The 15462-nt window shown below is 44.8% G+C and carries 14 protein-coding genes and 2 tRNA genes; 3 read left to right on the top strand and 13 right to left on the bottom strand.

Going from position 1 to position 15462, the window contains the following annotated elements:
* Positions 1–114: 114 nt before the first annotated feature.
* On the bottom strand, positions 115–1323 hold the full coding sequence (locus tag NSU15_RS09830) for an MFS transporter (RefSeq protein WP_339290114.1): 1209 nt from the start codon (positions 1321–1323) through the stop codon (positions 115–117).
* A gap of 677 nt (positions 1324–2000) precedes the next feature.
* Here NSU15_RS09830 and NSU15_RS09825 point away from each other — a divergent pair.
* The gene (locus tag NSU15_RS09825) at positions 2001–2198 is read left to right on the top strand and encodes a hypothetical protein (protein WP_339290112.1); all 198 of its coding nucleotides are present in this window, start codon (positions 2001–2003) and stop codon (positions 2196–2198) included.
* Positions 2199–2306: 108 nt separating this feature from the next.
* Here the strand turns inward: NSU15_RS09825 and NSU15_RS09820 are convergent, their stop codons facing one another.
* The 7 genes from NSU15_RS09820 to NSU15_RS09790 all read right to left on the bottom strand — a co-directional run bounded on the left by NSU15_RS09820 (position 2307) and on the right by NSU15_RS09790 (position 11781).
* On the bottom strand, positions 2307–4217 hold the full coding sequence (locus NSU15_RS09820; RefSeq protein ID WP_042126030.1) for a beta-N-acetylhexosaminidase: 1911 nt from the start codon (positions 4215–4217) through the stop codon (positions 2307–2309).
* Between the two features lie 62 nt (positions 4218–4279).
* Entirely contained in the window at positions 4280–5149 is an 870-nt protein-coding gene (locus NSU15_RS09815; RefSeq protein ID WP_042126028.1) for a carbohydrate ABC transporter permease, read from the bottom strand.
* A 47-nt stretch (positions 5150–5196) separates the two neighbouring features.
* A complete protein-coding gene (locus NSU15_RS09810) occupies positions 5197–6069 on the bottom strand; it encodes a sugar ABC transporter permease (RefSeq protein WP_339290110.1) in 873 nt (290 codons plus the stop codon).
* Positions 6070–6101: 32 nt separating this feature from the next.
* Positions 6102–7433 (bottom strand): extracellular solute-binding protein, encoded by a 1332-nt coding sequence (locus NSU15_RS09805; protein ID WP_339290108.1) that lies wholly within the window; start codon positions 7431–7433, stop codon positions 6102–6104.
* A gap of 105 nt (positions 7434–7538) precedes the next feature.
* Positions 7539–9083 carry a helix-turn-helix domain-containing protein gene (locus NSU15_RS09800; protein ID WP_339290106.1) on the bottom strand — a complete coding sequence of 515 codons (1545 nt, stop codon included), beginning with the start codon at positions 9081–9083 and terminating at the stop codon, positions 7539–7541.
* 39 nt (positions 9084–9122) lie between these two features.
* Positions 9123–10901, bottom strand: a complete 1779-nt coding sequence (locus tag NSU15_RS09795; RefSeq protein WP_042126021.1) for a sensor histidine kinase — start codon at positions 10899–10901, stop codon at positions 9123–9125.
* A gap of 322 nt (positions 10902–11223) precedes the next feature.
* On the bottom strand, positions 11224–11781 hold the full coding sequence (locus NSU15_RS09790; RefSeq protein ID WP_042126019.1) for a TetR/AcrR family transcriptional regulator: 558 nt from the start codon (positions 11779–11781) through the stop codon (positions 11224–11226).
* 237 nt (positions 11782–12018) lie between these two features.
* On the opposite strand from NSU15_RS09790, the gene NSU15_RS09785 reads away from it, so the two are divergent.
* Positions 12019–12810: an SDR family oxidoreductase gene (locus tag NSU15_RS09785; RefSeq protein ID WP_042126017.1), complete on the top strand. Its 792-nt coding sequence runs from the start codon at positions 12019–12021 to the stop codon at positions 12808–12810.
* Positions 12811–13041: 231 nt separating this feature from the next.
* Here the strand turns inward: NSU15_RS09785 and NSU15_RS09780 are convergent.
* The 3 genes from NSU15_RS09780 to nrdR form a co-directional block, all read right to left on the bottom strand.
* Positions 13042–13114 (bottom strand) — tRNA-Lys (locus NSU15_RS09780).
* Positions 13115–13124: 10 nt separating this feature from the next.
* A tRNA-Ala gene (locus tag NSU15_RS09775) sits at positions 13125–13200 on the bottom strand.
* 159 nt (positions 13201–13359) lie between these two features.
* Positions 13360–13836, bottom strand: a complete 477-nt coding sequence (gene nrdR, locus NSU15_RS09770) for a transcriptional regulator NrdR (protein WP_042126015.1) — start codon at positions 13834–13836, stop codon at positions 13360–13362.
* 165 nt (positions 13837–14001) lie between these two features.
* Here nrdR and NSU15_RS09765 point away from each other — a divergent pair, with 165 nt between their 5' ends.
* A complete protein-coding gene (locus NSU15_RS09765; protein WP_042126012.1) occupies positions 14002–14220 on the top strand; it encodes an alpha/beta-type small acid-soluble spore protein in 219 nt (72 codons plus the stop codon).
* Positions 14221–14299: 79 nt separating this feature from the next.
* Here NSU15_RS09765 and NSU15_RS09760 read toward each other — a convergent pair whose 3' ends face one another.
* Positions 14300–14863 (bottom strand): lytic transglycosylase domain-containing protein, encoded by a 564-nt coding sequence (locus tag NSU15_RS09760; RefSeq protein ID WP_339290104.1) that lies wholly within the window; start codon positions 14861–14863, stop codon positions 14300–14302.
* Entirely contained in the window at positions 14860–15456 is a 597-nt protein-coding gene (coaE, locus tag NSU15_RS09755) for a dephospho-CoA kinase (RefSeq protein WP_339290102.1), read from the bottom strand. Before coaE ends, NSU15_RS09760 begins: the two co-directional genes overlap by 4 nt.
* Positions 15457–15462: the final 6 nt, after the last annotated feature.

The following is a 15462-nucleotide window of genomic DNA, read 5'->3' as shown; positions in this document are numbered from 1 at the left end:
TCCTCACCTTCGATCCACAGATCAAAAAATAAAAGAAGACCTTTACTTGTAAAATCATGTCATCACAACATCATTCACAGAGAAAAGGTCTTCTATAGGAAACGACTCACTTTGTTATATAGTTTTGCTTACATTCACTGAATCATCTTTTTTAAGCAACAGCATGACAGAAAAGGAAATACAATATAAACCAGCTAAGTAGAGCATCGCAACCTTCATATCATAGCTTTGCAGAATATAGCCGACAAGTATGGGTGAAAAACCGCCTATCGCTCGGCCAAAGTTAAAAATGGTGTTGGTTGCCGTACTTCGAATTTGAACGGGATATAGACTACCAATCAACGCCCCATATCCGGCGAACATTCCATTGGAGAAGAAACCGACAATTGCACCACCTATTAGTACACCCATGCTACCAGTAGCATAAGAGTATAAAAACACAGCACCTGCTGAAGCAATAAGGAAGACGCCATAAGAAACTTTTGCGCCAAATCGATCTAAGAAGCGTCCAAAGGTCAACATACCAATGATCATACCAACAGCTGTACTAATTGTCCAAATCGCTGAGCTTGAAACCGATAAGCCTTGTGACTTTTGCAGCATCGATGGTAGCCAAATCATTAACCCGTTATAACCGGCAATTTGAACCGTTGCCATGATGATTAAAGAGAGGGTGGTCATCGCCGTTCGTGGCGTTTCAAACAATTGAATCAGCTTACCCTTTTCATCTTTTTTGCTGGCCTTTTTATTTTTCTGAGCAGCAAGCCACTCCGGTGATTCATCTAGATTCTTCCTTACGATAAAGGCAAAAATAACAGGTACTACACCCACTAAGAACAATGCTCTCCATCCTAAAGTAGGAAGAATAATCGCACTTAGTAATGCTGCTAAAATGATACCATACTGAGCACCTACACTCACATAGGAAGACGCACGCCCTTGTTTATCTTTCGGCCAAGCTTCTGCAACAAGCGCCATACCAATACCATATTCTCCTCCGGCACCAATTCCTGCGATAATTCTAAATAGATATATTTGTTCAATGCTAGTAGCTAATCCTGTTAAAGCTGTACCAATGGCAAACAAGAGGACAGTATATGTAAAGACCTTCACCCTTCCATACTTGTCTGCTAAAACGCCAAAAATAATTCCTCCTAATAACATCCCTATATTCGTTATAGAAGAAATAAGTCCTCCAGTTGCAAAATCAATGTTAAATTCTGCAATAATCATTGTCATCGCAAATGAGATGAGCATGATGTCCATGCCCTCTAATGTTAAGCCAGCTACCGATGCGACCACGGTTTTTTTACGATAATCCATTCTGATATCCTCCAGTATGTTCTAGATGAAATATATCTCTTTTATTGACGAATGAATGGAGGTATCCCTATGTATTACTTTTCCATTCTCCTTGTAAGCCTCACTGGACTTCCTTAAAAGAGGTACGTTCGTTGTGCCAACATAGTAAAAATGCAAAATAAATGCCCCTTCGTCAGATTAGACAAAAGAGCATGAATAAACAAAGATATTAATAGATTTAATAACTAAGATATCAAGTCGCCCTTTTCAGCCTCTCTGGACCGTATTAAAGGTTAAATATTTCAAAAGATATCTTAGCAAAATTATCTATATTTCTCAACAAGAAATTTAAGGTTATACATATTAATAAACCCAAATGCTATAAAGAAGCCTTCTTCGTCTCAAGCAGAGGGGCGACTGCTCAAGTCTTTTGCGGATGAAAATAGTATAGCCTTCTGGGCAAGAAGCAGCATAGCAGCTGGTATACAAACTGGAATGATCTCGGGTTACCCGAAGCTCTCTGTCGGGGATTTTTCTTTGTTGTTTTTCTTGTACGTTGTAATTTGTGCAACAGAATTTGCTAATATCTCGCCAAATGGGAGTTCTATTGTATTTTGTGCATTCAATACTGCGTAAAATGCCTATATCGGCTGCAACTCCTTAAAAGTGATTGTACAAAGTGCAGCAGAAGGTCTTTTATGAGCAGAATAAGCATTTTCTATTGCACAAACTGCAATGGCGGTATCGGCTGCGCTTTTCGCAAGAGCTACAACAGCCAAAAAACCGGCATTTATGCCGTTTTTAAGCTTGACCGGATCGAATTTCCACCCTATTCAGTCTATATTCACATTCAACTCATAAGCTTCGATTCCATCTGCGGATTCCATCACCTGTAAGACATCTCGCACTAGCACTGCCATTTCGAAACAATTTTACCTAGAGATCGGATTTCCTAAATTCATCCCTCCCTATTACCTCAGAGGATCATTCACAATTACAGTCTCTTAGAATGGATTGATCACATGGAAAAAGACGTTAGGCGACGCCATGCGGTAATAATAACTGCACCAGCCTGCACCTTTGTCGGTGAAGCGGTTCGTCGTGCTATACAGCAATCGTTCCTGCTCCAGCTCCTCAATCCGCTCGAGCTTTCCGTCCGCATATTCTAGCAGCCTCATGCTTGCTGTATCCAACCGGCTTATGACGCCGCCGTAACGAATATCGAGCACCTCCCAACCGAACGGTTTGAACATCGATAGCCATTGCTTCCGGTGTGCGACCCTAAGCTTTTGCACAGCCTGTGAGATTTCAGGCAAAATGTCCTCAGCAATCCGCCTAAGCATTGCCTTGTCGCCACTGTCATAAGCCCTCTTCAGCTCAAGTCCGATTTCGCTCTTCTGCTTCAGTACCGCACAAAGCTTTTGCGGCACCTCGAACAAGTAATCTAGCTCTGCCTCAGCTTTTCTACGGCTAGCAATTTCGCCTTCCGCCCATTCATAATGAGCCGCCATATCTAACCCATCAATCTGTTTGTCGAACAGCCCCAGCAGTACATCCTGATACAACAGAAACTTAGATGGATTGCTCTGCTTCTGATTATTCGGTGCAGCTCCCGGTGTCTCGTCTAAATACTTCAGCCCCATGTAAGCATCCGCTTCGATGCCGGTGCAGAACCTAACGCGCTCGGCCAGCGTCTCGTCAGTCGGCGTGGACGTTGAATAGGCATGTTCCGCATAAAACTGCAAGCCGAGCAAAGCGATGTATGGATTGCTCTCCATTCCGTCGTCCCCCCACATCGTCGCATAAACTTCGCGGATGCCTTCCTTCTTGCATACCGTCAGCGCTGCATCCGTCGCCGGCAAGGATAGCCCGTAATTGACACCGAACGTATTGAACACCCATACCGCACCCGCAAAAATAAGATTATTGCCGAGCGGCCGGTGTTTGGCGATCAATGTTTCGTAGTCCTTCTCTTCGACGTGGTTATAGTCCCAGTAAACCATATCTATGTCCTTAGGAATACGACTCGTCATGTCCTCTGGGATTTGCGTCTCATGGCCGTAATAATCTTCACCATTTGCTGAAGCCAGCTTCAGGAACATATCGCTCCACATCATCGGTTTTAACCCTAAGCGTCGAGTTACCGCGAGCACCCGCTCCAGATGGCCTGTCATAATATCAAAACGGCTCATATGTCCATTGCGATCCAAAAATTTACCGCGTCCAAGCTCTTCCGCTTCATCCATACCGATGTGGATTTTCCGGCTGCGAAACGGCGCGCTAATGCTGACAATCATATTTTCGACCAGACGATCGGTCTTCTCTGCTCCAACCAGCAACGCACCTTTTGTATCTTTATATTCCTTTACCGGCTCCCATTTCAGAAACTCCTCCAAATGAGCCAGTGTCTGAATGCTCGGGAACGCTTCAATGCCGAATTGATCGGCGTAATCGTCGATTTCCTTCAACTCCGTCACCGAGTAACGGCCACGCATGTAGCCGAAATAAGGCTCGCCTTCTATCTCGTAAGTGTCTTCCAAATAGAGCATGACGCTATTCAAGCCCATCAACGCCATTTTGCGCAGCATAAACTTGAAGCTTTCAACGGTTAGCACTCCATTGCGCGACAAATCAAACATCGGACCTATCGCATCGAATTGTTGTTGCTCTGTAATTTGAAATTGCTCTCCGCCACTAATCTTCTGAATCAACAGTCCCAAGCCGCGAAAAAATTGATGTTTAGCGCTGTAACGAATATAAGCACTTTTACCATCATAGCCAACTTCCAGTTTTCCTGAAGACGGTTCTATCAACACAGGAATTCCGTCCTCCGACCATTCTGACTTAAGTTCGGCAAGCAGCAACTGAAGCCCTGATTGAAGCTCGCTCAATTCTCCTATAAAATGTAACTTCACTGTCAATCCCTCCACAAGAATGAAATATGTATAAGATTACACTAAAAACTCGATCAAGGGTGTTAACCTTTGACCGAGCCTGCAACCATGCCTTTCATAATCTGCTCTTGGAAGATCAAAAAGATGACGATGGTTGGTATTGCAGCAATAAACATCGCGCCCATCGTTAAGCTGTAGTCCGTTCCGAATCCGTCGGAGAAGAGCGACAAGCTGAGGGGCAGCGTCTTCAACGCTTGAGAATTAATAAAGACGAGCGCGAAGGAGAAATCATTCCAAAACCTCAAAAATGCAAGAATTGTAATCGTAGCCACGATCGGTAGGGACAATGGGAAAATGATACGACCGAAGATTCCCCACCAACCATTACCGTCGATCATCGCTGCTTCCTCTACTTCTCTCGGAATAGATACGATGTAAGCCATTCCGAGGAAGATTGCAATTGGTAATTCAAATGCCGTATAAGGCAGGATGAGTGACCAGTAAGTATTCAGCATCCCGAGCTTGTTCATGAAAATAAACAATGGAACGAGTGTGCTATGAATTGGAATGAGCATGCCGAGCAAGAACAATCCTTTTACAGCTCCGCTCAATTTGAATGGGAACCGGGCAAGCACATAAGCTGCAAGCATGCCGAGTACAATGGTCAGCAGCAGTGCTGAGAGAGTAACAATTGTGGAGTTGAGCACCGCCCGGCCCATATTCCCGAGATCCCATGCCCGGGTTATATTGTCGAACTGCCAATGCTGCGGCCAGGAATAGGGACGATTGAAAAATTCCTGATTCGACTTGAATGCACTTATTCCTAACCAGTATAGCGGATACAATGTAATTATGGCATAAAATAACAGGATGATTTTCGCAATTCCGGAAATCGGCTTACGCCAAAGCGAGCCTCTCATCTTCTCCGACCGAGCGTTTATCATTGCTTGCATAGTGATTCACTCCTTCATCGGCCGGGCTAACATTAGCCGACCGCCCATTACCCGCGTCTCTTCGTGATGATATGATTTAGGCCAATGAGCACGGCGCTAATCAGAATAATCATTGTGGATACCGCAGAGCCGTAGCCGTATCGGTATACCGTAAAGGTGTTATTGTACATATATGTGGCGAGCAATTCTGTAGATTGTGCAGGTCCGCCACGCGTCATAACGATAACATGGTCGAAAGCCTTCAAACTACCAGATATGCACAGTACGATAGTTACAACAACTGTTCCCCAAATCATCGGCAGCGTCACAAAAAATAGCTTCCTCCAGCCAATCGCCCCGTCGATCTTCGAAGCATCATCAATTTCTGAAGAAATATTTTGGAGTGCAGCGATGAAAATGATGAGATACGGGCCGATATTCGCCCAGTTAATCGGAATCGATACAGCAAACATATTGATTTTAGGATCGTCTAGCCAAGATCGAGTCCAAGATTCCAGTCCCAGCGTCTCCAATAATTGATTCAACAAACCGATTTGCGGGTGATAAATATAGCCCCAGATGAGACCGACGACGACTGTAGACAGCACCATCGGGAGAAATACGGCGGAACGCATCAGCCGATTGAACATCGTATTCTTAAGCAGGAGCAATGACAGCAGCAATGCGATCGATACTTGACCTATTACTGCCGAGACAATAAGGATCAGGTTATTTTTCAGTGCTCTCCAGAATACAGGATCCTCTAATATCATTCGGTAATTATCCAACCCGATAAGCTTGGCAGCACCGAGTCCCTTCCACTCAAAGAAACCGTAGTAAGCTGACCAAAAAATCGGGATGATCGCAAAGATGATAAAGATGAGTAGTGCAGGAAGCAGCGCCATGATGACGAAGCTTCTGCTGCGCAATGATGCAGGCATGGCGACAGCCTCCTTTACAAGCTTTTGTCTGATTACTTTTTAGTCGAACGTGCTTGCGCATCCTGCAGTTTTTTAGCTACATCCTCTGGTTTACCGCCCATCATAAGCTCTTGAAGACCGTTGTTGATCACCTCGCCTGCTTCAGCAGATAAATAGGCGTCATATACCGGTGTAATTTCAGAATTCACTGCCAATTCGTAAGCTTTGAAGTAAAGCGGGCTTACTTTCGATTTATCCAGTTCTACTTTGTACATAACCATCGAGTTGCTTTCTGCGATCGCCTTTTGGCCGTCCGGCCCGCTTACTGCGTAGATCAGATCAAGCGCTGCCTGCTTCTGTGCGCCTTTTGTATTTTTGTTAAGCGCGAAGCCAGCGCCGGCACCACCAGAAATCGTATTCGCTTTGCCTGCTCCGCCTTCTATGCCAGGCATTGTTGTGACTTCGATAGGTGCTAATTGCTCAGGTGTTGCGGATGCTGCAAGATTTGTAAGCGACCATGCGCCGTTAATCATCATAGCTGCCTTTCCTTGAATGAAGTATTGCTCTGCTTGCGTGTTGTCGATGCTGTTTGCACCATCTTGAAACGCTTTATTGTCAACGAGCTCCTTATACTTGCCCAAAGCATCAATGAACACAGGATCTGTAAAAGATGCTCCATCTTGAGCTGCAGCTTTCAAGAACCATTCCGTGCCCGTCACGCGGTCAGCCAACGAACCGATAATCGTCGATTGTGCAACCCATGGCGCTTTATTGCCCAGGGCAATCGGCGTAATGCCGTTGTCGTTGAATGTTTTAATTGCAGCCATCAACTCTTCCCAAGTCGTCGGCACTTTTACATTATTCTTCTCGAAAAGATCTTTGTTATAATACATAAACGAAGTTGCTGACATCCCGAGCGGCGCTGTGAAGATTTGTCCTTTTTCAAACTCATAGCGGTCGAATGCCCCTGCCAAGAAATTGTTCTTCCATTCTGGGTATTTATCCATCAACTCTGTAATCGGTTGAAGCTTGCCGGCATCATAGAACTCTTGGGATTGGCTACCCGCATAGACGAAAAATACATCTGGCATTTCATTTGCTGCGGCCACTGTGCTTAGGCGTTGACGATAACCATCAACCGGGATCGCTTGCGCGTCTACTTCAACGTCTGGATGTTCTTCTTTATACTTGTCGATCAGATCTCTAACCGCTTTGGCACGAAGGTCGTCACCTGCGAAGTTATGCCATATTGAAATTTTCGTCTTTTCTTCAGAGCCTTTGTTCCCTTCTTTGCTCTGCTCTTTGTTTCCGCTATTGTTGCAAGCGGTTGCCAAAAGGGCAATCATCAAGATAATTGTCGTTACAAACGCAAGTCTCTTCTTCATTCAAATATTCCCCCTTTAGTAATAACCCTAGTATAGATAAGACAGACGATAAGTCGTAGGGGGGATAATTAAGCGCTTACGGGGGATATTTTCACCTTCGTCAATTCATCTTGATCGATATTGCGAAGGGGTTTCGCCACTGTACCGCTTAAAAAGCTGGTTAAAATGCTTCATATCCTCGTAACCTACCCGCCTAGCGATCTCGCTTACCTTCGCCGGCGTTTCCTTCAACAAACGGCTAGCCCATTCCATTCTCGCTTCCGTTACATACTCAATATAGTTTTTACCTGTTTCCTGTTTAAACAGCTTGCTAAAATAGTTTGGATTCATATGTACGCTTGCCGCTACCTGCGCCAAAGACAAGCTGTCAGCAAGATGCTCGCGTATATAGGCTACAGTTCGGTCAATGGCTTCATTCCTGCTGCCGTTTAATCGTTCATACTGTGCATGGATGGCAAGCAGCATCTGCTGCAATGTTTCTTCTGGATTCGCAGTAAGCAGCTTCATATCCAGCATTTCAAGCTGCGGAAGCTTCGGCATTGATTGACCCACGGATGCCGCTGCACGCTCTAACCAGCGGTACCCACCAACGATCAACGAATGCAAATACGCTTGAACGGAACTAGGCGTCGCTTCCGTATCCTGCCTAATGCTCGCCAGTTCATCTTTTATCCACTGCTGTACGACTTCTCGGCTCCCACTTCTCAGAACGGCGGTCAACTTACTCTCCACTTCTTCCGTACAAACGGTCCTCATTCCTTTCCGGTCTTTAATATCCTCATAGGCCAGCATTCTTGCTTCCTCTGCTAACCAGCGGTACGAGGCGGTTTGTTCGGCGGTGCGAAGTGACTCCCTCAGTTCTACCACGTTGCTGGCCCATACACCGCATGCGCCAAAAAAAGGCTGGCTATAAACGCGTTCCGCCCGCTCCATCGACGCCTTAACCAATCGCTTCGCACCCGGCTGCCCCCTGCGGAAAATAAGCAGCCATCCACAATCCCAATCCAGAATGACGCAGCCAAGTGAATCTCTAATCATCGTAGCCACCTCATTCATTTCCCCTTCCTTCTCCTCCTTCATGGTCAGCGGAGACGCAGATGTAACTAGCCATAGCTCTAGCTTCTCCATATCCGATCCGAGCCTCAGCTCAGGATAATAGATCAACAGTTCCTCACTTTCACGCTCCGTCAGGAGATTGTCCCCGCGAAGAAAGCGATCTAGCTGCTTCCAGCGGAATGCCGTTTGATGGATGGCGCCTTGATGATCAGCCTCACGTCTGCTGACGATACGCTGCTTCACGCGCATAACCGCAGTCATAATATCGCCAGGACGGGTATTTTTAAGCAAATAATCACTTATTCCTTCCCGCATCGCTTGCTGTGCATATGCAAAATCATCGAATCCAGACAATATAATAATTTCAATGTAAGGAAAATCCCGCTTAACCTCGCGAGACAATTCCAATCCCGTCATACCCGTCATCCGAATATCGGTTAAAATGATGTCAGGATACTCTAACGGAATGCGCATCAGTGCTTCCTCCCCGGAAGCGGCCGGCGCGAGCAGCTCAATGCCATTCTCTTCCCATTTAATTACCGTGCTAAGACCGGTCCTAATAATGACTTCGTCATCTACTATCAAAAGCTTCATGTGCAGATTCTCCTTCTCTCCCACAAAGATTGCAGCTTATTAGATTTCTGATTGGAGCGGTATAATCGTAAAACTAACTTTAGTGCCGCTTCCTTCTACGCTTTCGATCCGTAAACCGGCTTCATGCCCGTAATGAAGCTGTAGCCGATTATGCACGTTGCGCAATCCGTAGCTGCTGCCTGCCGAGTCATTATTCTTCAGCGGATCAATGCCCAAGTTTGCATTTATCTTCTCTCTCAGCAACTCCAATCTTTCCCTGCTCATGCCAACACCGTCATCCTGAACGATAAACGTTATACGCTCTCCCGCTGACATCGCTTTCACGACAATGCTCCCTTTACCTTCTCTTTTCAAAATACCATGAATCATCGCATTTTCAATTAGCGGCTGGAGCAGCAGCTTCAGCATTCTCAGATCCAGCAGCTCCGTCGGTATATCCGCCTCGTAATCAAATTTATCTGGATATCGAATGGACTGAATCTTCACATAATGATCTACATGCAAAATTTCTTGGCTGATTGCACAATATTCCTGTCCTTTATTTAAGCTGAAACGAAGAAAATCACTCAATGAACCTACCATATCTGCGATTTTTTCTTCTCCCTTCATTAGCGCCATCCAGTGGACTGAAGATAATGTATTGTATAGAAAATGCGGATTGATCTGCGCTTGAAGCGCCGACATATCCGCTTCCTTCTTCAACGCTTCGCTCAGCTTCACCTCATCGGTTAGATTAATAATTCGCGAGCTCATCCGATTATAGCTAATAATCAGTTGTCCAACCTCATCGATCGATGTGACGGGCAGTGTCGGCAGCGGCTCGTCTGGGCTGGAATTCCTTAGAAACTTCGTTAATGCAGACAACGGTTTCGTCACCTTTTGAATAAGTACAAGGACGAACGCTATAACAAAGAGCATAGAAATGCTGACTGCAATTGCAGTTAACGTTAAAAAATACTGGTTCTGCGCTCTGTAAGCTTTTGCCGGAATGATGCCTACAAGCCTCCAGTTAACATTCGGCATCTGGTAGTACAGTACTGTACTCCGCTCCTCTGCTTCTCCGTAATCGAACGACCCCGACTTGCTCTTGAAATCAACTATTCCGGGAAAATAATCGTTCAAGCTCTTGTTAGTCGCGTACCCTTCCGGTCCAGCCAATATCCGGTTTTGTCCGTCCAACAGCAGGGCGACGCCTTCACCCTCTAGTCCAGCTTGCTTTAAATGGCTAGAGATAACCGATTGTGTCAGGCTAATTTTAAGCATGCCGATTTTGTAATATTTTGATGTGCTGCGAATCGGCCGCGACATCGTAATGACATCCTCTTTGCCGTCCGACGTAACGAAATGATGCACCGGAGACCACCACTTGGGATATTCCTCATAATAACCGGGATACTCGCTCTGAATATCGGTCCATTCTGATTCGAGGACGGATCTGAAGGAAACCGACGGCTTGTTATCTTCATTCGATTCGATCATGACATTGGCGATATATGGTTTGGAAATCGATAATGTTGTAAGTAAATTAACGATCGAGGTTTGCTTTAGCAAATCATGTTCCGGTGTTTTCAAATAGCTTTGGACATCAGGGTGGCCGATAAGGAATAGGGATAGATTCTCAACATCGCTTACCATATTTTCTAAATAGGCCCCAATTTGCCGAAGCGTATTCATGCCGGAGCTCTTCGCTTTCTCCTCCGTTAAGCTTTCAGCAATATAATAGGAGAACAGTCCCAGAGACAACACCGGTACCAATACCGAAATAATAAACAACAAACTCAGCTTCTGCTTTAACGATTTACCCAACCAGTTTTCCATCGAATCCTCCGTTCAGAGTGCCTTTATGCTCAGTAGCTAAATTGTAGCTTTCATTACATCCCAGAAGAGATGTTTGCGCTTCCATAATAACCTAAGTCGCACGTCCCGACTAGAGTCTATTGTTGAGTTGATGAAGCATTGCCTGTTCTTGAGATGCAGATTATCATAACCTCCGTCTGGGAGAAAGAACTGGATCTTGCCTCAACACAAAAAAAATAGACCGCCCTCTCGCAAAAGATGCGGTCTATTTCTGCCCGTAATACCTGAAAGCTTCCCCACGTTGCAAACAGCAAAAAAAACGGCATTTCTGCCGTTTCTAATACTAAACCTTGATGGTCTTCCAGCAAAGCTCAATAATTTGTTGAATTTGAGGTTGCTCCAGTTTATACTCCCCCGCTAGATACCCTTTGATAACAGAGGTTATCATACCATATAAGAGCTGGATCAGGATGATCGGGTCCATTTCTTTAATCATCCCTTGCTGTTGACCTTCCCTGATTACAGAAAAGGCCTCAATAACCGAAGGATCCTGTGCGTTGCGAATTTCTTCGGCGATATAAGGTGAATAGCTATAGTTCTCCAAGAACGTTAATTCATCCGGGAAATTCAATGCATAATGCGCCTGATTCCATAAAAGCATTTTGAGTCTTACATAAATCGTCTGACCGGCGTCGTATTGTTTCAATACCTCTTCGCTCCGATGAATGCGAACGATATTAAACAATTCATTTACAAGCTGCTCTTTATCCTTGAAATAATGATATACCGTGCTAGAGCCGACATTGGCTTGTTGAAATATTTTGGCAAATGTAACGGATTGAAGCCCGTCTTTATTAATTAGAAATAATGTCGCTTTTAAAATATCTTCCCGCTTACCCACCCTGTCACCTTCTTATAGAAAATTCATTCCACTAACGAGTAATTATGTATCCTCTACACTATAACTTAGGAATATTTATTCCGCAAAATCCGCATCATCATAATACAAACCTTGTTTAAAACAAGATGTTTCGTGGGAATTAAAAAAAATTGACCTAATTCCCCTTTGAGCACTATAATAAATTAGAATATTTATTCTAATTAACATACTTAAAAATTTGGAATGGGGGATCTTCTAATGATTCATTATACCGATAAAGTCGCGCTTATCACTGGAGCATCTGCTGGGATCGGTAAAGTATTCGCAACTGAATTAGCTGCAAAAGGATGCCATGTCATTTTAGTCGCCCGATCCAAAGAAAAACTCGATTCCCTCGCTTTGGAGCTTGCTTCCAAATACCCTATTCACACTTATTCCATAGCGCAGGATTTATCTAAGCCCGGCTCCGTAGAAGAACTGGCTGATCAGATTCGCACTTTGGGACTCCAAGTAAACATTTTGATCAATAATGCTGGCTTTGGAACCTTTGGACGCTTTGAGGAAATATCGCCAGAACGTGAGCAAGAAGAGATCCGCCTAAATATAGCTTCTTTAGTCGCAATGAATCATCAGTTTCTTCCGGAGATGCAACGCCGCAAAGACGGTATTATTATTAATGTCGCTTCTGTTGCAGCCTTTCAGCCCGCACCCTATATGGCCGTTTATTCAGCAACGAAAGCATTCGTACTCTCTTTCTCCGAGGCGCTCTGGGCAGAAAATCGCGATCGAGGCGTTAGGATTTTGGCGCTTTGCCCTGGTGCGACTGAAACGGAGTTTTTTAAGGTTACTGGATCAGATGCTGCCTCAGGAAGAAAACTCGCCTCTCCAATCGATGTTGTGAAGACCGGCTTTCGGGGAATCGAAAAGAAACGGAGTTACATTATCGCGGGAAAACTAAATTATTGGGCATCCCAGGGAAGCCGACTTCTTCCGCGCAAGCAGGTAGTCACGTTGATGGAACGAATGGTTCGCCCCCATTCTAGTTTATGAAATGTTGGTTTAAAAGCGATGTCCAATTCTCCGTTTAGATGCTTAAGCATCTAAACGGAGAATCATTAAGGATTGAATTATCAGGGCGCAAAGCTCATAACAGGAAGGAAGATTGACGGATATGAGAAACGCTAGCCACTTCCGCCATTTTTGCAAACAGCCCAGCAAGCCAAGACAAATGCCTTAATTATAGCAAAAAAAAGAACGGCATCTCTGCCGTTCTTTCTGTGATGGACTCTCAGGGGCTCGAACCCTGGACAAATAGATTAAGAGTCTACTGCTCTACCAACTGAGCTAAGAGTCCATATGAAGTTTGGTGGAGCCAAGGGGGATCGAACCCCTGACCTCATCGCTGCCAGCGATGCGCTCTCCCAGCTGAGCTATGGCCCCAAACGTAATTTTCAGATGTATGTAATCACACATTTTAGAATCAAGTTCGGTGTATTTAAGTCATTCTGACAAAATCAAGCGCCGTAGGCGACTCCTATATAATATAAAAAATCGCCTTCGCTGTCAACACTTTTTTTAGTCATTAGACTAGCCACAACCCTACAATCTGTCCAGATCCCCAGTACTCTTAGATAACAGACCCTTCAGTTCCTTCATAAACATGTTAATATCCTTGAACTGACGGTATACAGACGCAAAACGAACGTATGCGACTTCATCTACTGGATAGAGCTGTTCCATAACCAATTCACCGATCTGTTGGCTCTCCACTTCAGCTACGGCGATGCCTCGCAGGGATTTCTCTACCTCAGAGACGATCTTCTCTAAACGTTCTACAGAGACAGGCCGTTTCTCACAGGCACGTATTAAGCCCCGAAGTATTTTATCACGGCTGAATTCCTCACGGCTCCCGTCTTTTTTGATCACGATTAACGGTGTTTCCTCGATCATTTCAAAGGTTGTAAACCGTTTGCTGCAACGCTCGCATTCACGCCTGCGGCGGATGGACTTATTCTCATTTGCTGGTCGCGAGTCGAGTACTTTAGTATTTGTGTGATCGCAGTAAGGGCATTTCATAAGCTTCATCACTTCCTATTACATAATGTTTTTTTGTCCCGGTATGTTAAGCATCCGGCTTTTGAAGGGCTATTTCATTTTTTCCAGAAATCACCGTTTATTTGTTGTAATGATTATGGCAAGTCCGGCACATAATACAGTTACCAACAGAGGAGGTGAACAGCAATGAGCCAAAACAACAGCTCCAATAACCTTGTAGCTCCAAATTCCCGCGGTGCTTTGGAACAACTTAAATATGAAGTTGCCCAAGAACTCGGAATCACGCTTTCCCCAGATGGTTACCAAGGCAATAAAACTTCTTATGAAAATGGTTCGATCGGTGGTTACATCACTAAACGTCTTGTAACCCTGGCAGAACAACAATTGGCAGGTCAATACAAATAACCTGTCCACATAAGCTTACTGAAGAAGTATTAAACGATCGCAAGATCGTTTAGTACTTCTTTTTATACATAACACGGTTTTAGAATTCGTTGTAAATATCCGTGTACTGATCATAGTAATAGTTGACGCGCTGTACATAATGGCGGGTTTCACCAAACGGAATGTCCTTAATGGTAGCATCCGTTCCATCCCAAATCCCCTCATCCAGCCATTTTTGAACTTTACCCGGTCCAGCATTATATGCAGCGATAACCGCTGTACGTTTACCTTCGAACTGACGGGATAATGTTGAAAGATACCAGGTACCTAGTTCAATATTTGCTGATGGTTCATGCTTTAGCTCCTCCATAGATACATCAGGGAGCTTGGCCTTTTCAAGGGCCCATTTGGCGGTATCCGGCATAAGCTGCATTAAACCTATAGCACCTTTTTTGGATTCTCGTCCAGTTTTGAAGTTCGTTTCCACTCGGATAATTGAAGCCACTAGGAATGGGTCAATATCGTACGTAACGCTGTGCTTACGGATCTCATCTTTATAATGGATCGGATAAAACCAGGACATCCAGTTCGTACTCAGAAACAATATCGCAGTAAAACCAATGAATAACAGAAGAAGGACTCTTTTTTTACGTAACCATTTCATGATAAGCCCAGCCTGTCCCAAAGAACAGCAACCTGTTGCTCAGTGTGCGCAAGTTCGCCACTGTTGTCAATGATATAGTCCGCTTTGTTACGCTTTGCTTCAATATCCATCTGTGCATTTAAGCGTGCTTCTGCTTGTTCTAAAGAAAGTCCGTTACGTTCCATTAATCGAGCGATTTGCACTTCACGAGGCACGTAGACCACCAGTATTTCATGGAACATGTTCTCGAGTCCTGATTCGAAAAGAAGAGGGATATCCACAATTGTTAACTTCTTTGGATCTTCTTCCCCCATGCTGTTCATACGTTCTTTAATCTCCCGCCGGATTGCGGGATGCGTCAGATTGTTCAGGGCTTGCAGGGCCGCCGGGTCTTGAAATACAATGTCCCCCAGCTTGCCCCTATTCAGTGTGCCATCCGGAGAGAGGATCTCGCTTCCGAATTGTTTCACAGCCGCAGCCAGCACCTCATGACCGGGGAGCATAACCTCTCTGGCGATCACATCCGCGTCAACCAGCCTCGCTCCCTTGCTCACAAGCAGTGCGGACACCGTGCTTTTTCCGGATGCAATGCCTCCGGTTAAGCCAATAATCATGTACTC

It is taken from the genome of Paenibacillus sp. FSL E2-0201 (assembly GCF_037963325.1).
Classification (GTDB): Bacteria; Bacillota; Bacilli; order Paenibacillales; family Paenibacillaceae; genus Paenibacillus_AQ.
Note: the sequence above shows the minus strand (reverse complement) of the source record. Positions and strands in the feature narration are given on the sequence as shown.